Annotated in this window: 11 protein-coding genes; all 11 read left to right on the forward strand. The window is 75.2% G+C overall.

The features are described from left to right. The first annotated feature begins 3 nt into the window (after positions 1-3). The 11 genes from ACZ7LY_RS29475 to ACZ7LY_RS29525 all read left to right on the forward strand — a co-directional run bounded on the left by ACZ7LY_RS29475 (position 4) and on the right by ACZ7LY_RS29525 (position 23,953). Positions 4-273, forward strand: a complete 270-nt coding sequence (locus ACZ7LY_RS29475) for an acyl carrier protein (RefSeq protein ID WP_471627793.1) — start codon at positions 4-6, stop codon at positions 271-273. A 22-nt stretch (positions 274-295) separates the two neighbouring features. Beyond that, a complete protein-coding gene (sbnA, locus tag ACZ7LY_RS29480) occupies positions 296-1,279 on the forward strand; it encodes a 2,3-diaminopropionate biosynthesis protein SbnA (RefSeq protein WP_471627794.1) in 984 nt (327 codons plus the stop codon). A 6-nt stretch (positions 1,280-1,285) separates the two neighbouring features. After that, positions 1,286-2,683 (forward strand): condensation domain-containing protein, encoded by a 1,398-nt coding sequence (locus tag ACZ7LY_RS29485; RefSeq protein WP_471627795.1) that lies wholly within the window; start codon positions 1,286-1,288, stop codon positions 2,681-2,683. Continuing rightward, positions 2,680-3,474: an FkbM family methyltransferase gene (locus ACZ7LY_RS29490; protein ID WP_471627796.1), complete on the forward strand. Its 795-nt coding sequence runs from the start codon at positions 2,680-2,682 to the stop codon at positions 3,472-3,474. The genes ACZ7LY_RS29485 and ACZ7LY_RS29490 overlap by 4 nt, the downstream gene beginning before the upstream one ends. A 133-nt stretch (positions 3,475-3,607) precedes the next feature. Continuing rightward, positions 3,608-4,606: a 2,3-diaminopropionate biosynthesis protein SbnB gene (gene sbnB, locus ACZ7LY_RS29495; RefSeq protein ID WP_471627797.1), complete on the forward strand. Its 999-nt coding sequence runs from the start codon at positions 3,608-3,610 to the stop codon at positions 4,604-4,606. 77 nt (positions 4,607-4,683) lie between these two features. After that, positions 4,684-4,902 (forward strand): MbtH family protein, encoded by a 219-nt coding sequence (locus ACZ7LY_RS29500; protein WP_471627798.1) that lies wholly within the window; start codon positions 4,684-4,686, stop codon positions 4,900-4,902. A 40-nt stretch (positions 4,903-4,942) separates the two neighbouring features. Continuing rightward, positions 4,943-10,045 (forward strand): amino acid adenylation domain-containing protein, encoded by a 5,103-nt coding sequence (locus ACZ7LY_RS29505; protein ID WP_471627799.1) that lies wholly within the window; start codon positions 4,943-4,945, stop codon positions 10,043-10,045. Then, complete coding sequence (locus ACZ7LY_RS29510) at positions 10,042-20,925, forward strand: non-ribosomal peptide synthetase (protein WP_471627800.1); 10,884 nt, start codon at positions 10,042-10,044, stop codon at positions 20,923-20,925. The genes ACZ7LY_RS29505 and ACZ7LY_RS29510 overlap by 4 nt, the downstream gene beginning before the upstream one ends. Before the next feature lie 61 nt (positions 20,926-20,986). Continuing rightward, positions 20,987-21,910: an ornithine carbamoyltransferase gene (locus ACZ7LY_RS29515; RefSeq protein WP_471627801.1), complete on the forward strand. Its 924-nt coding sequence runs from the start codon at positions 20,987-20,989 to the stop codon at positions 21,908-21,910. After that, positions 21,907-23,202 carry an MFS transporter gene (locus ACZ7LY_RS29520; RefSeq protein ID WP_471627802.1) on the forward strand — a complete coding sequence of 432 codons (1,296 nt, stop codon included), beginning with the start codon at positions 21,907-21,909 and terminating at the stop codon, positions 23,200-23,202. Before ACZ7LY_RS29515 ends, ACZ7LY_RS29520 begins: the two co-directional genes overlap by 4 nt. After that, entirely contained in the window at positions 23,177-23,953 is a 777-nt protein-coding gene (locus ACZ7LY_RS29525; protein WP_471627803.1) for a thioesterase II family protein, read from the forward strand. Before ACZ7LY_RS29520 ends, ACZ7LY_RS29525 begins: the two co-directional genes overlap by 26 nt.

The following is a 23,953-nucleotide window of genomic DNA, read 5'->3' on the forward strand; positions in this document are numbered from 1 at the left end:
GTCATGAACCAGACCGCGGCCGCCCCGGCCCGTTCACCGCAGGTCGTCCGCGCCTGGCTGGTCGACCGGGTCGCCTACTACCTGGAGTGCGCCCCCGCCGACGTCGACGAGGGCGCCGACCTCGCCGAGATGGGCCTCGACTCGGTGTACGCCCTCACCCTGTGCGGCGACATCGAGGACCGCTTCGGCCTCGTCGTCGAACCGACCCTGGCCTGGGACCATCCGACCATCGACGCGATCACCGCGTATCTCGCGGCCGAGCCGGCGCTCTAGCCGCAGCCCTGGAGGGCCCACCATGCCCGAGAACACGTTCCCCGGAATCCTGTCGACCGTGGGCAACACCCCGCTCGTCGAGTTCACCCGGCTGCTGCCCGACTTCGGCTCCCGCGTCTTCGGCAAGATCGAACGCTTCAACCCCGGCGGCAGCATCAAGGACCGCTCGGCGCTCGGCATGCTGCTGGGTGCCATCCGCGGCGGCGAGGTGGAGCCCGGCCGGTCCGTGATCGTCGAGTCCAGCTCCGGCAACCTCGCCGTCGGCCTCGCCCAGATCTGCCGGTACTTCGGGCTGCGCTTCATCTGCGTGGTGGACGGCAAGACCACCGAGCAGAACCTCGCCATCCTGCGCGCCTACCGCGCCGAGGTCGAGGTGGTCACCGAACGCGACGAGCTGACCGGCGAGTTCCTGCCCGTGCGGCTGCGCCGGGTGCGCGAGATCGTCGCCCGCACCCCGCACGCGTACTGGCCCAACCAGTACGCCAGCCTGCTCAACCCCAAGGCGCACGAGACGACCATGCGGGAGATCGAGGACGCCCTCGACGGCAAGGTCGACTATCTGTTCTGCCCGGTCAGCACCTTCGGCACGCTGCGCGGCTGCCGCGACCGCATCACGGAGGCCGGCCTCGACACGAAGATCGTCGCCGTCGACGCGTTCGGCAGCGCCATCTTCGGCCTGGAGTCCACCCAGCGCCTCATCCCCGGGCACGGCGCGTCCGTCGTGCCGCCGCTCGCCGAACCCGCGTACGCCGACGAGGTCGTGCACATCTCCGACCTGGAGTGCGTCGTCGCCTGCCGGCGGCTCATCGCGCGGGAGGCGGTCCTCGCGGGCGGCTCGTCCGGCGCGGCCGTCGCCGCGCTGTGGAAGACGCGGCACCGCGTGCCCGAGGGCTCCACCTGCGTGCTGATGTTCCCCGACGGCGGCGACCGCTATCTCGACACCATCTACTCGGACGGCTGGGTGCGCGAACACTTCGGTGACGTGTCCCATCTGTGGAAGGACTGATACGCCATGGCCGAACCCCCGGCCACCCGGGGCGGCCCGGACAGCGGGCTCGTCTCGGCCGGTCAGGAGGCGCTGTGGCTGGCCCATCAGCTCGCCCCGGACAGCTCCGCCTTCAACGTGGTCCTCGCCGTGCGGCTGCGCGACCGCGTCGACACCGCCGCGCTCCAGGCGGCGCTCACCGACGTCGCCGCCCGCCACGAACTGCTCCGCTCCCGCTTCGTCGCCGCCGACGAGGGCCCCGTACGTCAGGTCATGGCGCCCGGGGCGCTGCGCCTCGACGTACGGGACGTGCCGGAGGCCGCGGACGACGGGGAGCTGTTCCGGCTGGCGACCCACGCCGGTGAGGAACCGTTCCGGCTGGCGTCCGACGGCGCGTGCCGGGTGGTGCTGCTGCGCCGGGCGCCCGACGACGGCGTGCTCGTCACCGCCACCCACCACATCGTCAGCGACGCCACCTCGCAGTGGCTGCTCGTCCGCGACCTGTTCGCCGCGTACGGCGCCCGCACCGGGCACGCGGAGCCCGCCCCGGCGGCGCCCGCCGAGGGCGCCGACTGGGACCGCCAGGTGCGGGCCGAGCGGGAGTTCACCGCCTCCGCGCGCGGCGCCCGCGCCGCCGCCCACTGGCAGGACCTGTGCGCCCACCTGCCCGCCGCCGAACTCCCCGCCGACCGGCCCAGGCCCGCCCACCGCACCCTCAAGGGCGCCACCCACGACCTGGCCTGGGACCCGGACACCGCGCGCCGGCTGCGGCAGGTCGCCGCCGCGCACAAGCTCACCCCGTTCGCCTGGCTGCTCGGCACCTTCCAGGCCGCCCTGCACCGCTCGGGCTGCGGCGACGGCTTCCTCATCGGCACGCCCGCCACCACCCGCTTCACCCCCGAGACCCGCCAGGCCGTCGGCTACTACGTCAACGCCCTGCCCGTCGCCGCCCGCTTCACCCCGGGCACCACCCTGCTCACCACGGCGCGGGACGCGCAGACCCAGCTCCGCCAGGGCCTCGCGCACGCCCGCCACCCCGTCGAACTCCTCACCGGTACGGGCCTGCCGAGCCCCCTGTTCCGTATCTCCTGCACGCTCGTCGCCGCCGACCGGCTGCCCGTGCCCGGCCTCTACGAAGGCCCCGTCACGCTCGGCGGACTGCGCGCGGAGCTGTGCGACGTACCGCAGCAGGAAGGCCAACTCGACCTGACCGTTGAGGTGTTGCAGGACTCGACCGGCTTCCGGGCCGTCCTGCGCTACGACACCGACCTGTTCGAGCCCGAAACCCTCGACCGGCTCGCCACCACGTGGACCCGGCTGCTCGACGCGTCCCTCGACGCCCCGGACACACCCGTCGCCGACGTCGGGCTCACCGCCGGCGCCGACCTCGACTTCCTGCTCGCGCTCGGTACGGAGGCAGCATGACCAGCGACATCGACCTCGACAGCGGCACCCGCCGGCGGTTGCCCGACGGCCCCGATGTGTGGTGCACCAACGGGCCCGCCGCCGTCGCCATGTGGCGCGAGATGCTGCCCCCGGGCGCCTACCACCGCGCCGCGCAGCGGCTGCGCCCCGGCGACACGGTCGTCGACATCGGCGCCAACATCGGCCTCATGTCGGTGTACTGCTCGCGCGTGTGCCCCGGCGTCCGGATCGTCGCCGCCGAACCCGCGCCCGCCCTGCACGCCTGCCTCACCCGCAACCTCGTCGAGCACGCCGCGCCCGGCTGGCACGCCGAGTGCGCCGCCGTCAGCGACCGGCCCGGCCCCCTGACGTTCACGTACTACCCCGAGGCGCCCGGCAACTCCGGGCTGCACGCCGACGCAGCCGCCGACGACGCGATCACCCTGGCGTTCCTGCGCAACAGCGGCGTCGACGCCGAGGACGCGGGCGAACTCGTCGAAGGGCTGCACGACGGCGTCGAGTTCACCGTCCCCACCGTCACCGTCTCCGACCTGCTGCGCCGGCACGCCGTCGACCGCGTCGACCTCCTCAAGGTCGACGTGGAACGCGCCGAGCTGGAGGTCCTGCGCACCGTCGCCGACGAGCACTGGCCGCGCGTGGGCGCCGTCGTCGCCGAGGTGCACGACGAGGACGGCCGCCTCGACGCCGTACGCGGCCTGCTGGAGCGGCACGGCTTCACCGTACGGGTGAGCCAGGACCCGCTGCTCACGGGCACCGTCCTGTACGACGTGGAGGCCCTGCGGGCGTCCTGAGCGGCGGGGACGCGGGCCGGGAGCGGGCCCGGGCCGGGCGTATAGGGCGCATATAGCGCCCTGGCCGAGGCTCGTACCGCACCCGGAGGCAACGGCCTCCCGCGAAGCCTCGGCCCCGCAGAGAGGGAACCCCATGCTGATCCTCCGACGCACCGACGTGGCGGACGTCCTGTCCGGCCGGGAGGCGGAGATCATCGACCTCGTCGCCGACACCTACCGGCTGCACGACGCCGGGCGGACGTCGCTGCCGCACTCCACGTTCCTGCGCTTCCCCGAGGAGCACCACGCCCGGGACCGGATCATCGGCCTGCCCGCCTACCGGGGCGGCGACCACCCCGCCGCCGGCATGAAGTGGATCGCGTCCTTCCCCGGCAACGTCGCCGCCGGCACCGAGCGGGCCAGCGCCGCGATCGTCCTCAACTCCCTGGAGCACGGCCGCCCGACCGCCTTCGTCGAAGGCGCCGTCGTCTCCGCCAAGCGGACCGCCGCGAGCGCCGCGCTGGCCGCCGCGCACCTCACGGCCGGCCGCCCGCCCGCCTCCGTGCTCCTCATCGGCTGCGGCGTCATCAACCTCGAAGTGCTGCGCTTCCTCGCCGCCGCGCTGCCGGGCCTGACCGACGCCGCCCTCTACGACACCGACCCGGCGCGGGCCGAGGCGTTCGCCGCCCGCTGCCACGAGGCCGTGCCCGCCGTGAAGGCGACGCCCGTCACCGACCTGGACGCGGCCCTCGGCGCCCACCGGCTGGTCTCCCTGGCCACCACCGCCGCCGCCCCGCACATGGACCTCGCCGCGTGCGGCCCCGACACCACCGTGCTGCACGTCTCGCTGCGCGACCTGAGCGCCGAGACGATCCTCGGCGCCGTCAACGTCGTCGACGACACCGACCACGTCTGCCGCGAGCGCACCTCCCTCGACCTCGCCCAGCAGATCACCGGGAACCGCGAGTTCGTCGCCGCCGAGATCGGCGCCCTGCTGCGCGGCACGGTCACCCTGCCGCCCGCCGGTGAACGGCCCGTCGTCTACTCGCCGTTCGGCCTGGGCGTCCTCGACATCGCGCTCGCCGCGTACGTGTACGAGGAGGCCGGGCGCCGCGGCCTCGGCGTCCGGGTGGACGACTTCCTGCCCGCCTGAGCGCCGCCTCCCCCTTCTCCCGTTCTTCCCTTCCCGAACCACCAGTTCGCCGATCCCGTATGCCCGAAGGAGCAGTCATGACCGCCGAGCAGACCGAAGGCCCCCGCCAGCGCGTGGTGTTCAACGACGAGGAGCAGTACTCGCTGTGGCCCGCCGGCCGCGAACTGCCGCCCGGCTGGCACGCCGAGGGCACCGAGGGCACCCGAGAGGAGTGCCTCGCCAGGATCACCGAGGTGTGGACCGACATGCGCCCGCTGAGCCTGCGCCGCCGTATGCACGAGTCCTCCGCGGCCTGAGTCGCGCCGCCCTCCACCCAGGTCTTCGACAGGAGTTGTCGTGAACGCCGAACTGCTTCCGGAACGCTTCGCCGAGCAGGCGGTCCGTACGCCCGGGGCCGTCGCCGTCGCCGACGGCGCGGGCACCATGACGTACGCGGAGCTGGACCGCGCGTCCGCTCGCGTCGCCCGCTTCCTCGGGGACCAGGGTGCCGGGCCCGAGACGCTGGTCGGCGTCTGCCTGCCGAGGAGCGCCGCGCTCGTCGTGGCGCTCCTCGGTGTGTGGCGGGCGGGCGCCGCGTACGTACCGCTCGACCCGGCCCAGCCGGCCGAGCGCCTGACCGACCTCGTCCGCCGCTCCGGCGCGGGCCTCGTCCTCGCCGGGGCCGGCCTGGAGGAGACGGTCCGCGGCGCGGGCGCCCGCCGCGTCGACCCCGCGGAGGTGAGCGCCGACGCCGACGCCGGTCACGAGGGGCGTGCGCTGCCCGTGACCGACCCCGCGCAGGTCGCCTACGCCGTGTTCACCTCCGGCTCGACCGGCGCCCCCAAGGCCGTCGCCGTCACCCACGCCGGCATCGCCAACCGCGTCGCCTGGAGCGTCGAGCGCCAGACCCTCGCCCCCGGCGACCGCGTCCTGCACAAGACCACCATCGGCTTCGACGCCGCCGGCTGGGAGCTCTTCGCGCCGCTCGTCGCGGGCGCCACCGTCGTGTGCGCCCCGCCCGGCGCCGAACGCGACCCGGGCGCCCTGCTGCGGGCCGTCGCCGCCGAACGGATCACCGTCCTCCAGGTCGTGCCGTCCGTGCTGCGCCTGCTCGTCGAGGAGGACGGCTGGGCGGACTGCGGCGCGCTGCGGCTGCTGTGCTCGGCCGGTGAGGCGCTGCACGGCGACCTCGTCGCGCGGCTGCGCGCGAAGGCCCCGGCCGCCCTGGAGGTGTGGAACACCTACGGGCCCACCGAGTGCTCCATCGACGCCACCGCCCACAAGTGTGACCCCGAGGCCGGCGAGGGCCCGGTGCCCATCGGCCGCCCGCTGCCCGGCCTGAAGGCCCTCGTCCTGGACGCGGCCGGCACGCCCGTGCCCGTCGGCGTCCCCGGTGAACTGTTCGTCGGCGGCGTCGGCCTGGCCCGCGGCTACGCCGGGCGCCCCGACCTGACCGCCGAGCGCTTCGTGCCCGACCCGTACGCCACCGAGCCCGGCGCCCGCCTCTACCGCACCGGCGACCAGGTCCGCTGGCGCGCCGACCGCACCCTGGAGTACCTGGGCCGCCTCGACGACCAGGTCAAGGTCAACGGGGTGCGCATCGAGCCCGGCGAGATCGAGGCCGCGCTCCTCACGCATCCGGCCGTGACCGGCGCCGTCGTCGTCGCGTCCCCGGGGCAGGACGGCGGCAAGCGGCTCGTCGCCCATCTGACGTGCGAGGGCCCCGCGCCCGACGCCGCCGACGTGCGGGCCCACCTGGCGCGGCGGCTGCCCGAGAGCCATCTGCCGCCCCTGGTCCACGTCCTCGACGCGTTCCCGCTGCTGGCGAACGGCAAGGCGGACCGGGCCGCGCTGCCCACCGCCGCCGAGATCGCCGCCGCGCAGGCCGCGTTCGTCGCCCCGCGCGGCGCCGCCGAGGAACTCGTCGCCGGCGTGTGGGCCGACCTCCTCGGCCTGGAGAGGGTCGGCGCGTACGACGACTTCTTCGCGCTCGGCGGCACCTCGCTCCAGATGACCCGGCTCGCCGCCCGGCTGCGTGCCGCGTCCGGCGAGAAGATCTCGCTGCGCGGCCTGTTCGCGGCGACGACCGTGGAGGCGCAGGCCGCGCTCCTGACCCCGGCCCCCGCCGCGCCCGCGTCCACCGAGCCCGCGTCCACCGACTCCGCGTCCGCCGGTCCTGAGTCCACCGGGTCCGTGGCCGCCGCGCCCGCCGGGGACGGGGACGGCGAGCCCGTGCGGGCCGTGCCGCGCTCGGGCGAGCTGCCGCTGTCCTCGGGCCAGCGCCGCCTGTGGTTCCTGGACCGGATGCACCCCGGCAGCCCCGAGTGGGTCGCCCCGCTGTTCCTGCGGCTGCCCGCCGCGCTGCCGCCGGAGGCCGTCGCCGCCGCCCTGGAGACGCTGGCCGCCCGGCACGAGCCGCTGCGCACCCGCTACCTCGCCGACGGCGGCGAGGTCCGCCAGGTCATCGACGCGCCGGGCGCGCACCGCGCCGAGCTGCGGGTCGAGGACACGCCGCGCGAAGCGGTCCCCGGCCTGTTCGGCGAGCAGTTCGCGCGCGGCTTCGACCTCGCCGCAGGACCGCTGTGGCGCGGCCTGCTCGTGCGGCTCCCGGACGAGGACCACCTGCTGCTCCTGACGCTGCACCACATCACCTGCGACGGCTGGTCCACCGTCCTGCTGGAGCGCGAACTGCGCGAGCTGTGCGCCGCGCACCTGGCGGGCCGCGAGCCCCGGCTGAGCGCCCCGGCCCTTCAGTACGCCGACTACGCGAGCTGGCAGCACGACCGCCTCGACGACAGCTTCGTCGCGGCCGAACTGGAGCACTGGCGGGCCGCGCTGGACGGCATGGAGCCGGTCGAGCTGCCCACGGACCGGCCCCGGCCGGCCGTGCGCGACCCGCGCGGAGCCGTCGTACCGTTCCGCGTGCCGCAGGCCACGGCCGAGGCCCTGACCGCGCTCGGCCGCGCGCACGGCGCCACGCCGTTCATGACGCTGCTGACGGCGTACGCGACGCTCGTCGCCCGCTACAGCGGCCACTGGGACGTGCCGGTCGGCACGCCCGTCGCGGGCCGCACCCGGCCCGAGACCGAGCACATGGTCGGCTTCTTCCTCAACTCCCTCGTCGTGCGCTGCGGCCTCACGCCCGAGATGGGCTTCGCCGAGGCGCTGCGCCGGGTCCGCGACGCGGCGCGGGCCGCGTTCGTCCACCAGGAGCTGCCCTTCGAGCGGCTCGTCGACGAACTCGCCCCCGAGCGCGACCTGTCCCGCACCCCGCTCTACCAGGTCGCCTTCGACCTGCACAGCGAGGGCGTCACCAGCGTCGTCACCGAGGACGCCGACCTCGCCGCGTTCACCGAGGCGTGGCAGGTCGCCAAGACGGACCTGTCGCTGTTCATGCGGCAGACCCCCGAAGGCGCCCTGGACGGCGTCCTGGAGTACGCCGTCACGCTGTTCGAGCGGGCCACCGCCGAGCGCATGGCCGGCCACTTCCTGACGCTGCTGGAGCGGGTCGCCGCCGACCCCGGCACCCCGCTCGGCACGCTCGACCTGCTCACCGGCGAGGAGCACCGGCAGCTCACGGCCGGCTGGAACGACACCGCGTGGCACACCGACGCCCGTACGGTCCTCGACCGCGTCGAGGAGCAGGCCCGTACCGCTCCCGCCGCCACCGCCCTCGCCTTCGGCACCCGCACGGTCACCTACGGGGAGCTGGACACCGCCGCCAACCGGCTCGCCCAGCACCTGCGCACCCGGTGCGTCGGCGCCGAGTCCAAGGTCGCCGTCCTCCTGGACCGGGGGCCCGAGCTGGTGGTCGCGCTGCTCGCGGTGTGGAAGGCCAGCGCCGCCTACGTGCCCGTCGACCCGTCCTACCCGGCCGAGCGCGTCGCCGCGATGTGCCGCGCGGCCGGCGTCCACACCGCCGTCACCTCCTCCGCGTACGAGCACCGCTTCCAGGGCGCCGGGCCGCGCGTGCTGCGCCTGGACGCGGACGCCGCCGAGATCGCGGACCGGCCCGCGTCGGCGCCGGCCCGCACCCGGGACCCCGAGCAGCTCGCGTACGTCATCTTCACCTCGGGCTCCACGGGCACGCCCAAGGGCGTCGAGGTCACCCACCGGGGCCTCGCCAACCATGTCGCGTGGGCGGTGCGGGACCTCGCGGGCCCCGAGGACGACGGTGGCGGCGCCCTGTTCTCCTCGGTCGCCTTCGACCTCGTCGTCCCCAACCTGTGGGCGCCGCTCGCCACCGGGCAGCGGCTCGTGCTGCTCCCGCAGGACACCGACATGGCGGACCTCGGCAAGCTCCTCGCGGAAGCGTCCCCGTTCACCTTCCTGAAGCTGACGCCCGGTCACCTCGACATCCTGGCGCACCAGTTGAGCCCCGCGCAGGCCGGAGCGCTCACCCCGCTCATGGTCGTCGCGGGCGAGCCCTTCACCCGTACGACCCTGGAGCGCTGGCGCGAGCTCGCGCCCGACATGCGGATCCTCAACGAGTACGGGCCCACCGAGGCGTCCGTCGGCACCTCCGTGCACCCGGCGCCGGCCGACGGCGAGCCCGTGCCCGACGTGCTGCCCATCGGCCGCCCGCTGCCCGGCATGACGATGCACGTCCTCGACGCGGGCCTCGCCCCCGTCCCGGTCGGCGTCGCCGGTGAACTCTTCGTCGGCGGCACCGGAGTGGCCCGCGGCTACGCGGGGCGCCCCGAGCTGACCGCCGAACGCTTCCTGCCCGACCCGTACGCCACCGAGCCCGGCGCCCGCATGTACCGCACCGGCGACCTCGTGCGGCGGCTCGCCGACGGCACCGTCGCCTTCCTCGGCCGGCTCGACGAGCAGGTCAAGATCCGCGGCTACCGCGTCGAACCCGGCGAGATCCGCGCCGCCGTCGAAGCCCACCCCGCCGTCCGCGAAGCCGTCGTGGTCGTGCACCGCACCCCGACCGGGGAGCCGGCCCTCGCCTGCTACGCCGTGCCCGCCACACCCGGCGCCGACCTGCCGGACCTCGCCGCGCACCTCGCCGACCGGCTGCCCGACCACATGATCCCGGCGACGTTCACGCCGCTCGCGGCCGTACCCGTCAACGCCAACGGCAAGGTCGACCGGCGGGCCCTGCCCGACCCGGCGCCCGCCGCGGGCGACGACGCGCACCTCGCGCCCAGCGGGCCCGTCGAGGAGATCCTCGCCGGGATCTGGACCGACCTGCTCGGCGTCCAGGCGTCCGCGCACGACAACTTCTTCCACATCGGCGGCAACTCGATCCTCGCCATCCGGCTGATCTCCCGCATCCAGCAGGAGTTCGGCATCGACTTCGCCGTCCGCACCGTCTTCGAGGGGCCGACCATCGCGCGCCTCGCCGCCACCGTCACCGACCGCGTGACGGCCGAGGTCGACGCGCTCAGCGACAGCGAACTGCTGGCGAGCGCCCCCATCCCCGCACCGCAGGACAAGGAGCACCAGGCATGAGCACCGGCGACATGGAGACATCCGTCAGGGCCGCGGCGTCCCCCGCGACCGCGGACGCCGAAGCGCTCCGCGCCGAGCTGCTGCGCCGCCGCCTCGCCGGGCGCGGCGCCGGCGGCCCGCGCCGCGCGGAGATCCCCCGCGCCGACCGCACGGCGCCGCTGCCGCTGTCGTACGGGCAGCAGCAGATGTGGTTCCTCGACCGGCTCGAACCCGACAGCTCCGAGTACCTGGTGCCGCTCGTGCTGCGGCTGCGCGGCGCCCTCGACACCGGCGCCCTGGAGCGGGCCTGGCAGGGCGTCCTGGACCGGCACGAGATCCTGCGCACCCGCTACGCCGCCACCGACGGCGACCCCGTGCAGCTCGTCGACGCGCCCCGCCCGCTGCCCCTGACCCACACCGCGGCGGACGGCGACGCCGCCGCCCGCGCCCTGGTGGAGGCGGACCTCGCGCGCCCCTTCGACCTGGCCCGCGACTGGCCGGTGCGGGCCCGCCTGATCCGGCTCGACGGCGACGAGCACGTCCTCGCCGTCGTCTTCCACCACATCGCCTGCGACGCCTGGTCCGCGCAGGTCTTCGGCCAGGAGCTGGGCGAGCTGTACGCCGGGCACACCCCGGCCCCGCTCACCGTCCAGTACGCCGACTACGCGGCCTGGCAGCGCGCCTCCCTCACCGACGACGTCATCGCCGGGCACCTCGGCTACTGGAAGGACCGGCTCGCCGGCCTCACCCCGCTCGACCTGCCCGCCGACCGGCCCCGGCCCGCCGTGCGCGACGGCGCGGGCGACGCCGTCCCCTTCGCGGTCCCCGGCGCGCTCGCGGACCGGCTGCGCGAGCTGGCCGCCGCCCACGACAGCACCCTGTTCATGCTGTTCCTCGCCGCGTATCAGGCGCTGCTCGCCCGGCACACCGGCCGCGACGACATCGCCGTCGGCACGGTCGTCTCCGGCCGCGCCCGCCCCGAGCTGCAACAGCTCATCGGCTACGGCATCAACTCCCTGGTGCTGCGCGGCGATCTGTCCGGCGACCCCTCCTTCGCCGCGCTGCTCGCCCGCACCCGCGCCTCGGTGCTGTCCGCCTACGACCACCAGGACGTGGCCTTCGCGCAGGTCGTCGAGGCCCTCGCGCCCGAACGCGACCTGTCGCGCACGCCCCTGTTCCAGGTCGCCCTGACCCTGCACGGCGACCGGGGCGCCGCCTTCGACCTGCCCGGCGTCACCGCGGAGCCCTTCGAGGGCAGCGGACGCGTCGCCAAGTTCGACCTCGACCTCCAGATCAAGGAGAGCGGCGACGGCACCCTCACCGGGCGCCTGGAGTACGCGACCGCCCTGTTCGACCGGGCCACCGTCGAGCGGATGGCGGGCCGGCTGCTGCGGCTGCTCGACGCGCTCGCCGCCACCCCCGACGCCCCGCTGTCCGCCCTGGAGATCCTGGACGAGCAGGAGCGGACCCTGCTGCTCGGCCCGCCGCGCGAGCCGCGGGCCGCGACGCGCCGCGTGCACGAGCTGTTCGAGGAGCAGGCCGCCCGCACCCCGCACCACACCGCGCTGACCTTCGCGGGCACGCACCTGACGTACGCGGAGCTGAACGCCCGCGCCAACCGCGTCGCCCACGCCCTCATCGCCAAGGGCGCGGGCCCCGAGACCCTCGTCGGGCTCTCCCTGGAACGCGGCCTCGACCTGATCCCCGCGCTGCTCGGCATCCTCAAGTCCGGCGCGGGCTATCTGCCGCTCGACCCCGCGAACCCGGCCGACCGCCTCGCCTACATCGTCGGCGACGCGCAGGCGCCCGTCGTCGTCACCACCGCCGCCCACGCCGGCCTGTTCGACGTGGACCTGCTGCTGCTCGACGCGGACGCCGGCCTGCTCGCCGCGCAGCCCGACACCGACCCGGGCGTGCCCGGCAGCCCCGAGAACCTGATCTACACGATCTACACCTCGGGCTCCACCGGCCGCCCCAAGGGCGTCGCCCTCACCCACACCAACGTGGCCCGCCTCCTCGCGCGCGGCCACGAGCACTACGCGTTCACCGACACCGACGTGTGGCCCCTGTTCCACAGCTACGCCTTCGACGTGTCGGTGTGGGAGATGTGGGGCGCGCTGCTGTTCGGCGGCCGGCTCGTCGTCGTACCGCACGAGGTGACGCGCTCGCCCGAGGACTTCCTCGACCTGCTCGTACGCGAGAAGGTCACCGTCCTCAACCAGACGCCGACCGCGTTCCGCGCGCTCGTGCACACCGACGCCGAGCTGTCGCTGCGCGCGGTCGTCTTCGCGGGCGAGAAGCTGGAGGTCTCCGAGCTGCGCCCGTTCGCCGACCGCCACGGCCTGGACCGCGTGGCCCTCGTCAACATGTACGGGATCACCGAGACCACCGTCCACACCACCTACCACCGCGTCACCGAGGCGGACCTCGACCCGCGCGCAGGCAACCCGGTCGGCCACCCGCTGGCCGACCTGCGCGTCCTCCTGCTCGACGGGCACGGCCGGCTCGTGCCCGTCGGCGTCCCCGGCGAGATCCACGTCGCCGGTCCCGGTGTCGCCCGCGGCTATCTGAACCGCCCGCGCCTGACCGCCGAGCGGTTCGTGCCCGACCCGTACGGGCCGCCCGGCGCCCGCCTCTACAAGAGCGGCGACCTGGCCCGCCGGCTGCCCGACGGCGGCCTGGAGTTCCTCGGCCGCATCGACGACCAGGTCAAGATCCGCGGCTTCCGCATCGAACTCGGCGAGATCGAGACCGCGCTGAGCGACCACCCGGGCCTGCGCGACGCCGTCGTCCTCGTCCGCGAGGACACCCCCGGCGACAAGCGGCTCGTCGCCTGGGTCACCCCGGCGGGCGAGAGCGTGCCGGGACCCGGCGAGCTGCGCGCCCATCTGGCGGCGCGGCTGCCCGAGTACATGGTCCCGGCGGCCTTCGTCGCGCTGGACGCCCTGCCGCTGACCACCAACGGCAAGCTCGACAAGCGCGCCCTGCCCGCGCCCGGGCGGAACGCCCTGGGCGGCGCCGGTTCCGTCGCCCCGCGCACGGTCACCGAGGAGCGCATCGCGCACGTGTGGGCGGAGGTCCTCGGGCTCGACCGGGTCGGCGTCGAGGACGGCTTCTTCGACGTGGGCGGCCACTCCATCCGCGCCGTCACCCTCGTCGGCCGGCTCCGCGCCCTCGGCTACGACCTGTCCGTACGGGACGTCTTCGAGCACCGCACGGTCGCCCGCCTCGCCGAACTGGTCACCGGCAGGCCCGCGCCCGCCGACGCCGGGCGCACGGTCGAGCCGTTCGCGCTGCTGGGCGACGCCGACCGGGCGCTGCTGCCGCGCGGGCTCACCGACGCCTACCCGCTGACGCAGGTGCAGCTCGGCATGGTCGTCGAGATGCTCACCGACGACGGCAAGCACCCGTACCACAACGTGACGTCCTTCCGGATCCGCGACGAGCGCCCGTTCAGCGAGGACGCGCTGCGGCGGGCCGCCGCCCTGGTCGTCGCCCGGCACGAGGCGCTGCGCACGTCGTTCGACCTCACCGGCTACTCCGTACCGCTGCAACTCGTGCACGAGCACGCCGAGATGGCCGTAGGCTCGCGCGACCTGTCGCATCTGGACGAGGAGGCGCTGCTCGCGTCGCTGCGCGCCTTCACCGAGGAGGAGCGCTCCCGCCTGTTCGACCTGTCGGCGCCGCCGCTGCTGCGCCTGTACGCGCACACGGCCGCCGACGGGAGCTGGTGGATCACGAACACCGAGTGCCACGCCATCCTCGACGGCTGGAGCCACCACTCGCTGCTCATGGAGGTGCTGCGCGCCTACGACCGGATCGTGGACGGCGAGGACGACACCGAGCCGGAGACGCCCGGCGTCCGCTTCGCCGACTACGTGGCCGCCGAGCTGGACGTCCTCGCCGACGACGCGTCCCGCGCCTACTGGCAGCAGGTCGTGGACGGGCACGCCCGCCTGACCGTGCCCGCCCCCTGGCGCGGCGACCCGGCCGACGACAGCGCCCCCTACCGGGTGCCCGTCCCCTTCCACGACCTGGAGGACCGGCTCCGGGCGCTCGCCACCGCCGCCGGCGCCTCCCTCAAGAGCGTCCTGCACGCCGCGCACCTGAAGACGCTCAGCATGCTCACCGAGGAGGACCGCTTCTTCACGGGCCTGGTGTGCAACGCGCGCCCCGAGATGCTCGGCGCGGACCGCGTCTACGGCATGCACCTCAACACGCTGCCGTTCGCTTTCGACCGGGAAGCGGCAGGCACCTGGCGCGAGCTGGTCGCCGCCGTGTTCGCCCGCGAGGTCGAGCTGTGGCCGCACCGCGCCTACCCGATGCCCGTCATCCAGCGGGAACTCGCGGACGGCGAGCGGCTGATCGACATGCGGTTCAGCTACCACGACTTCGACCAGGTGGACCGCGCGCAGGTCGACTACCTGGCCAGCATCGACGACAGCCCCACCGAGTTCCCGCTCGGCGTCTCGGCCCGCGTCGGCCACCTCGTGCTCACCGCGTCGCCGCGCGCCCTCAGCCGCACCGGCACCGACCGCCTCGCCGGCATGCTCCGCCAGGTCCTCGACGCGATGGCCGCCGACTTCGACGGCGACGCCCGTGCCGTGTTCCTGCCCGAGGGCGAGCGCGAGCGCCAGGTCACCGAGTGGAACGCCACCGCCCTTCCGGCCGAGACGGCGGGCGTGCTCCAGCGCTTCGAGGCGCAGGCCGCCCGCACCCCGGCCGCCCCCGCCGTCCGGCACGCCTGTGGCACCCTCTCGTACGGCGAACTGGAGTGCCGCGCCAACCAGTTGGCGCACCACCTGCGCCGCGCGGGGGTCGCCGCCGAGTCACGGGTCCTGGTCCAGCTCGACCGGGGGCCCGACCTGCTGACCGCGCTCCTCGCGGTGTGGAAGGCGGGCGGCGCCTACGTGCCCGCCGACCCGTCCTACCCGGCGGCCCGCGTGGACGCCATGCGCGAGGTCTCCGGCGCCCGCGTCACCCTGACCGCGCTCCCTGACCTGACGGGCCTGCCGGTCACGCCCCCGGCCCGCCGCGACGACCTCGACACGCTCGCCTACGTCATCTTCACGTCCGGTTCGACGGGTACGCCCAAGGGCGTCGAGGTGCACCACCGGGGCCTCGCCAACCACGTCGCGTGGGCGGCCCGCGAGCTGGCCCCGCAGGGGACGGGCGGCGCCCCGCTGTTCTCGTCGGTGGCGTTCGACCTCGTCGTCCCCAACCTGTGGGCGCCGCTGGTCACCGGGCAGGCCGTCCACACGGTGAGCCAGGACGTCGACATGGCCGACCTCGGCGAACACCTCGCCGCAGCAGGCCCGTTCAGCTTCGTCAAGCTCACCCCCGGCCACCTCGACGTGCTCGCCCGGCAGTTCACCGCCGAGCAGGCCGCCGCGCTCGCCCCGGTCCTCGTGGTCGCCGGCGAGGCGTTCACCGCCGACACCGCCGCCCGCTGGCGCGCGCTCGCCCCGGGCACCCGCCTGATCAACGAGTACGGGCCCACCGAGGCGTCCGTCGGCTCCACCGTCTTCCCCGTCCCCGCCGAGCCCGCCCACGACGTCCTGCCCATCGGCCGCCCGCTGCCCAACATGCGCACGTACGTCCTCGACTCGGCGCTGCACCCGGTCCCGGTGGGCGTGGCTGGGGAGTTGTACGTGGGCGGCACGGGCGTGGCGCGCGGTTACGCGGGGCGCCCGGACCTGACGGCGGAGCGCTTCGTGCCCGACCTGTACGGGGGTGAGCCGGGCGGCCGGCTGTACCGTACGGGCGATCTGGTGCGCCAGCTCGCGGACGGGAACATCGAGTTCCTGGGGCGCGTCGACGACCAGGTCAAGATCCGCGGCTACCGCGTCGAACTCGGCGAGATCCAGGCCGTCCTGACCGGACACCCCGAGGTCCGCGAGGCGTTCGTCACCACCCTCGACGGCGAACTGGCCGCCTATGTCACGCCCGCCGCCGACCCGGCCGCCCTGCGCGCCTACCTCGCCGAGCGGCTGCCCGCGTACATGCTGCCCGCCGCGCTCGTCCCGCTGGACGCACTGCCCCTGAACGCCAACGGCAAGGTCGACCGCCGCGCCCTGCCCGCCCCCGGCGACAGCGGCCCCGACGACGACGGCTACGTCGCCCCGCGCACCGTCACCGAGGAGCGCATCGCGCAGGTGTGGGCGCAGGTACTCGGCCTCGAACGCGTCGGCGTGCAGGACGAGTTCTTCGAGATCGGCGGGCACTCCATCCGTGCCGTCGCCCTCGTCGGCGCGCTGCGCTCCGCCCAGTTCGACATCGGCGTACGGGACGTGTTCGAGCACCGCACGGTCGCCGAGCTGAGCGAGTTCCTGACCGGCCGCCCGGCCCGCACCGAGGTCGACACGCCCGTCGAGCGGTTCGCGCTGCTCGGGGACGCCGACCGGGACGCGCTGCCCGCCGACGCCGTGGACGGCTACCCGCTCACGCAGGTGCAGCTCGGCATGGTCCTGGAGATGCTCGCGGACGACGCCAAGCACGCCTACCACAACGTCTCCTCCTTCAAGATCACGGAGTCGGCGGCCTTCGACGCGGTAGCGCTGCGCACCGCGGCCACCGCCGTCGCCGCCCGCCACGAGATGCTGCGCACCTCCTTCCACCTCGACGGCTTCACCACCCCCGTGCAGATCGTGCACGAGCACGCCGAGATCCCCGTCGCCGTCCACGACCTGCGCGGCCTGGCCGAAGAAGCGCGCGCGGCCGCCGTACGGGATTTCCTCACCGCCGAGCGCGCCGACCTGTTCGACCTGGAGCGGGCCCCGCTGCTGCGGATGACCGCACACGTCGAGGACGACGGCTGGCGCCTCGGCCTGACCGTCTGCCACGCCATCACCGAGGGCTGGAGCCACCGCGCCCTGCTGATGGAACTCCTCGACGAGTACCGCCGCGCCCGCGACGGCGCCGAACAGGCCGTCCCCGTGGCCCCCGCCGTGCGGTACGCGGACTTCGTCGCCGCCGAACTGCGCTCCCTGGAAGGCGAGTCGGACCGCGCGCACTGGCGTGCCGTCACCGACGGGCACGCCCGGTTCGCGCTGCCCGCCGCCTGGGCCGGCGACCGCACAGGACCGCGCGAGCGGTTCCGCGTCGCCGTCGACCTCAAGCCGTACGACACCGGACTGCGGGCGCTCGCCGCGCGGGCCCGGGTCTCCGTCAAGAGCGTCCTGCTCGCCGCGCACCTGAAGACGCTGAGCCTGCTCACCGAGGAGGACCGCTTCCACTCCGGGCTCGTCTTCAGCGCCCGCCCCGAGGCGCCCGGCGCCGACCGCGTCTACGGCATGTACCTCAACACGCTGCCGTTCGCCTTCGACGCGGGCCGCGACCGCAGCTGGGAGCAACTGGTCCGGGACGTGTTCGCGCACGAGGCCGGCATGTGGGAGCACCGCCGCTACCCGATGCCGGCGATCCAGCAGGACGCGGGCGTGCCCCGGCTCCTCGGAGTCCGCTTCAGCTACCAGGACTTCGACCACGTCGACACCGGCCGCGTCGACCTGGACGCCAGCTCCGGCGAGGGCGCCACCGAGTTCGACCTCGCCGTGTCGGCCGTCTCCGGCTACCTGCTGATGACGACGCACACGCACGCCCTGTCCCGCGCCCACGCCGACCGGCTCACCGCCCTGTACGCGGCGGTCCTGGACGCCATGGTCGGCGACCCGGCCGGTGACGCCCGCGCCGTGCCGCTGCCCGAGGACGAACGGCGCCGCCAGCTCGTCGAGTGGAACGCCACCGACCGTCCGGCCGAGACCGCGAGCGTGCTCCAGCGCTTCGAGGCGCAGGCCGCCCGCACCCCGCGGGCCCCCGCCGTCACCCTCGGCGACGACACCCTGACCTACGCGCAACTCGACGCCTGGGCCAACCAGTTGGCGCACGCCCTGCGCGCCGAGGGCGTCGACGCCGAGGCCCGGGTCGCCGTCCAGCTCGACCGGGGCCCCGCCCTGGTCGCCGCGCTCCTCGCGGTGTGGAAGGCGGGCGGCGCCTACGTGCCCGTCGACCCCTCCTACCCGGCCGAGCGCGTCGCCGCCATCGTGCGGACCTCCGGCGCCCGGGTGGCGTTCGCCTCCCCGGCGTACGCGGACCGGTTCGCCGGGGTGCGGGTGCTGTCCGCCGACGCGGCCGGCACGGACGGGCCCGCGACGGCCCCGGCCCGCCGCGACGACCTCGACGCCCTCGCCTACGTCATCTTCACGTCCGGTTCGACGGGCACGCCGAAGGGCGTCGAGGTGCCGCACCGGGGCCTCGCCAACCATGTCGCGTGGGCGGCCCGCGAGCTGGCCCCGCGCGGCACGGGCGGCGCCCCGCTGTTCTCCTCGGTGGCGTTCGACCTCGTCGTCCCCAACCTGTGGGCGCCGCTCGTCACCGGGCAGCGCGTGTACACCGTCGCCCAGGACACCGCCCCGGCCCACCTGGGCCGCGCACTGCTCGCCGGAGCGCCCTACAGCTTCGTCAAGCTGACCCCGGGCCACCTCGACCTGCTCGCCGAGCAGCTCACCACCGAGCAGGCCGACGAACTCGCCGCCGTCACCGTCGTCGCAGGCGAGGCCCTGCCCGGCGCCACCGCGGACCGCTCCCTGGACATCCTCGGCCCGGGCCGCCTCATCAACGAGTACGGGCCCACCGAGGCGTCCGTCGGCTCTACCGTCTTCCCGGTGCTCGCCCCGGTCGGCGGCGAGGTCGTCCCCATTGGCCGCCCGCTGCCCAACATGCGCACGTACGTCCTCGACTCGGCGCTGCACCCGGTCCCGGTCGGTGTCGCGGGCGAGCTGTACGTGGGCGGCACGGGCGTGGCACGCGGTTACGCGGGTCGCCCCGACCTGACGGCGGAGCGCTTCGTGCCCGACCTGTACGGGAGCGAGCCGGGCGGCCGGCTGTACCGTACGGGCGACCTGGTGCGCCAACTCGCGGACGGGAACATCGAGTTCCTGGGCCGCGTCGACGACCAGGTCAAGATCCGCGGCTACCGCGTCGAACTCGGCGAGATCCAGGCCGTCCTGAGCGGCCACCCGGCCGTGCGGGAAGCGTTCGTCTCCGTGCACGAGCCGGTGCCCGGCGACCGCCGCGTCGTCGCCCACTGGACCGGCGCCGCCACCACGCCCGAGGAACTGGCCGCGCACTGCGCCCTGCACCTGCCCGAGTACATGGTGCCCTCGGCCTTCATCGTCCTGGACGCCCTCCCGCTCAACGCCAACGGCAAGGTCGACCGGCGCGCCCTGCCCGCTCCCGACCGCGGCGACCTGCGCACCGGCACCGACCATGTGCCACCGCGCACGCCCACCGAGAAGGCGCTCGCCGCCATCTGGAGCGAGGTGCTGGGCGTCGAGCAGATCGGGGTCCACGACCGCTTCCACGACCTCGGCGGCCACTCCCTGCTGATGATCAAGGTGCTGGCGGCGGCCCGCGCGGCCGGGCTCGCCGTGTCGATCTACCGCATGTACCAGCACGACACGCTGATCGACCTGGCGGCGGCGGTGGACGAGGACACGGCGAAGACGGCCCCGCCCGCGCAGAACCCGGTCCCCGCTTCGGCCGCCGACACCTCCGTACCGGCCGCTCAGGCGGAAGCGGAAGCGGACGCGGGCCCCGAGCCCGAGCCCGCGCACCCCGCCCCGGCTCCGGCCCCGGCCGCGACCGTGCAGGTCCCGGCGGAGCTGCTGGCCCGGCTGCTCGCCGGAGCCGGTGAGGACGTCGCCGCACAGGCCGCAGCCCTGCTGCCCCCGGGCACGGCAGGCACGGCGGGCACCCCGGACGCCCCGGCCGGCGAGAAGTCCGCGTCCGTCAACGGGATCGACGCCGTCATGGCCGAGCACCACGTGCCCGGCGTCGCCCTCGCCGTCCTGCGCGACGGGGAGATCGTCTCCGTCGAGGGCCACGGCGTGCTCGGCGCGGGCGGCGAGGAGCCGGTGACCGCGCGGACGCTGTTCCAGGTCGGCTCGGTCAGCAAGCACGTCACCGCGTTCGCCGCACTGCGCCTGGTGGACGCGGGCCTGCTCGACCTCGACACCGACATCGCCCGCTACCTCACCTCCTGGCGGCTCGATGACGACCCGGCCGCCGAAGGGCCCGTCACCGTACGGCAGTTGCTCGGGCACCGGGCCGGGCTCGCCCGGCACCGCAGCGTCGGGTTCCGCCCCGGACGCCCGCTGCCGACCCTGCTCGACCTGCTGGCGGGACGGCCCCCGGTGACCACGCCGAAGGTGCGCAGGGAACTGCCGCCCGGCGAGGTGTTCCGCAAGAGCAGCACGCACTACTGGGTGCTCCAGCAGGTCCTGGAGGACGTCACCGGCGAGGAGTTCGAGCCGCTGGTGCGCCGCCTGGTCCTGGACCCGCTGGGCCTCGCCGACACCAGCTTCGACCAGGACCACCCGCTCACCGCCGCACTGCCCGTCGCCCTCGGGCACGGCGCCGACGGCACCCCGCTCGAAGGCGGCTGGCGCAGGCGGGCCCACCTCGCGGCGGCCGGCCTGTGGACGACGGCGGCCGACGCCGCCCGGTTCACGCTCGCCGTGCGCGCCGCGCTGCTCGGCACCCCCGGCGCGCTGCTCACCCAGGCCACGGCCAGGGAGCTGCTGGCGGGGGAGAGCGGCACGTTCTACGGGCTCGGCACCATCGTCGACGACAGTGGCGACGACCTGGAGTACGGGCACGGCGGCGAACCGGCCGGCTACTGGAACATGGCGATCAGCCGCCTCCACGCGGGTACCGGGTTCGTAGCCCTGACCAACGCCGACTCCGGCAAGGCCGTCGTCAAGCACCTCACCGCCGAACTGGGCCGCGCCGACAGCGGGTTCGGCCGCAGCCGGCTCTCCGAGGACTGGCGGCGCGCCGGCTCCGGCACCGGTGACCTGCCGGCCGTCCTCGCGCCGGTCGTCACCGACGAGGAACGCCCGTGACCGCCGCCGCCCCGCCGCCCGCTTCCCGCCCGACCCGCCCCGACGCCCCCAGGAGGACCCCGTGGCCCGTGTACGGCATCTGATCTCCATCGACGACCTCACCGACACCGACCTGTACGCCCTGGTCGCGCGCGGCGCCGAGTTCTCCGCCGGCACCGCGGGCCGCCCCGCGCCCCTCGACGGGGACGTGGTGGGCGTCTACTTCAGCAAGACCTCCACCCGCACCCGCACCGCGTTCTCCAGCGGCGCCCTGCGCCTGGGCGGCCGGCTCATCGCGTACGGGCCCGGCGACCTCCAGCTCAACACCGGCGAGACCAGCGAGGACACCGGCAAGGTCATGTCCCGGATGCTCGACGTGCTCGTCGCCCGCACCGCGGGCGACCCCGCCGAGATGCGGGCGTGGGCCGCGCAGGACCGGATGGCCGTCGTCAACGCGATGAGCGCCGACGAGCACCCGACGCAGGCCCTCACCGACCTGACCACCCTGCGCCGCCGCTTCGGCGCGGTCGACGGCCTGAGCGTGCTGTACGTCGGCGAGGGCAACAACACGGCCTCCGCCCTCGCCCTCGCCCTCACCCGCTTCCCCGGCACCCGCCTTGAGCTGCGCACCCCGCCCGGCTACGGCCTCGACGCCCGCTACCGCGAGCGGGCCGGGGAACTGGCCGCCGCGCACGGCTCGTACTTCGCCGAACGCCACGACATGGACGGCCTCGCCGGTGACTTCGACGCCGTCTACACCACCCGCTGGCAGACCACCGGCACCACCAAGCCGGACCCCGACTGGCGGAGCGTGTTCGCGCCGTTCCAGGTGACGGAGGCGCTGTGGGAGGACAGCCCGAAGGCCGTCTTCCTGCACGACCTGCCCGCGCACCGGGGCGACGAGGTCACCGCCGACGTCCTCGACGGGCCCGCGAGCATCGCCTTCGACCAGGCCGAGAACAAGATGCACAGCGCGATGGCGGTCCTGGAGTGGTGCAGGCCGTGACCGTCACCGAGGCGGCCGGCGCAGCGCCGGCCGCCCCGCCGCCGCTGCGCCGCAACCGCGACTTCCTGCTGCTGTGGTCGGGGGCGTGCGTCTCCTTCCTCGCCGCCCGCGTCACCTCCGTCGCCTATCCGCTGATCGTGCTCTGGCACACCGGCTCGCCGCTGGCCATGTCGGTGGTCTCCACGGCGGCCCTCGCGCCGCTGCTCCTGGTGCAGCTCCCGGCCGGGGCCGTCGTCGACCGGTGGGACCGGCGGCGCGTGATGCTGGTGTGCGAGGCGGGCCGCGCCCTGACCGTGGCGAGCGTCGCCGTGGCGCTCGCGGCGGGCGTGCTGTCCGTCGCGCACCTGGCGGCGGCGGCGTTCGCGGAGGCGTCCCTCGCCGTGTTCTACCGCCTCGCCGAGCGCGGTGCCGTACGCAACCTCGTGCCCGCGAGCCAACTGCCCGCGGCCCTCGCCCAGAACGAGGCGCGGGGCCGGGGCGCCGGGCTCGTCGGCCAGCCCGCCGGGGTGCTGCTCCAGTCGGCGGGCCGCGCCCTGCCGTTCGCGTTCGGCGCGCTCGCGTACGTGGTGTCGGCGGCGAGCCTGCTGCTGATCCGCAAGCCGTTCCAGGAGGAGCGGAGCGAGCCCCGGCAGGCGGGCGCCGACGAGGCGCGCGGGCGGACCGCGCGCCTGGCCCACGAGGTCGGCGAGGGCATGCGCTGGCTGTGGGGGCAGCGGTTCCTGCGGGCCGCGTTCGGCTACGTCGCAGTCACCAACGTGCTGTTCCAGATGCTGGCGCTCGCCCTCGTCCTGCGCGTCAAGGAGGCGGGCCTGCCCTCGCAGACCCTCGCCGTGGTCGTCGGCGTCGGCGGTGTCGGCGGCCTCGTCGGCGCGCTCGCGGGCGGCCGGGTGCAGCGCCTGATCCGCCGTCAGCGCACGCTGCTCATCGCGGGCGGCGTCCTGTGGGCGGTCCTCATCGGCGCGATGGGCCTGACCGGCGACCCGCTCGCCCTCGGCGCCCTGTACGCGGGCACCGGCTTCGTCGGCGCCGTCTTCAACGTGGCCGCCGCCGTCTACCAGGTCCGCACCACGCCCGACGCCCTCCAGGGCCGGGTCGCCGCCGCGGCCGGGGTCGTCGGCTCGGGCACCAACGCGCTCGGCGCGTTCGCCGGCGGCCTGCTGCTCGCCGCGTGGGGCGCCCTGAGCACCGTACGGGCCATCGCCGCCGCCATGGCCGTGCTCGCCCTGCTCGCGGCCCTGGCCCCCGACCTGAAGGGAGAACACACCGATGACGACAGCGCCCCACGGAGCTGACCGGGGCCCGGGGGACGACCCCTGGCTGCGCCGCCACCCGGCGCGCACCGCCCCGAGGCTGCGGCTCGTCTGCTTCCCGCACGCGGGCGGCAGCGCCCAGCTGTTCCACACCTGGCCGCGCCACCTGCCCGACGACGTCGAACTGGTCGCCGTCCGCTACCCGGGCCGCGCCGAACGCCTCGCCGAGCCCTGCGCGGACGACATGGCCACGCTCGCCGACGCCGTGACGGCCGCGCTCGTGCCGCTGCTCGACCGGCCGCTCGCCCTGTTCGGCCACAGCATGGGCGCCACCGCCGCCTACGAGACGGCCCTGCGCCTGGAGGAGCGGCACGCCGTCGTGCCCCGGCGGCTGTTCGTCTCCGCGCGCTCCGCCCCGCACCGCGTCGTCCCCGCGGGACTGCACACGCGCGACGACGACGCGCTCGTCGCCAGCGTCCGCCGGCTCGGCGGATACGGCATCGAGGTCTACGACATCCCCGAACTGCGCGAGCTGCTGCTGCCCGTGCTGCGCGCCGACTACCGCCTCATCGAGACGTACCGGCCCGCGTCGCCGCCCCGGCACACCCGCGCCCCCGTCACCGCCCTGCTCGGCACCGAGGACCCCGGCTGCGCCCGCGACGCCGTCCTCGCCTGGTCCGAGCTGACCCGCGCCGGCGACTTCGCGCTGCGCACCTACCCGGGCGACCACTTCTACCTCGCCGCCCGCGAGGCCGAGGTCGTCGCCGATCTCATCAAGGACCTGGAGGCATGA

This window comes from Streptomyces sp. NPDC107550 (assembly GCF_055639095.1).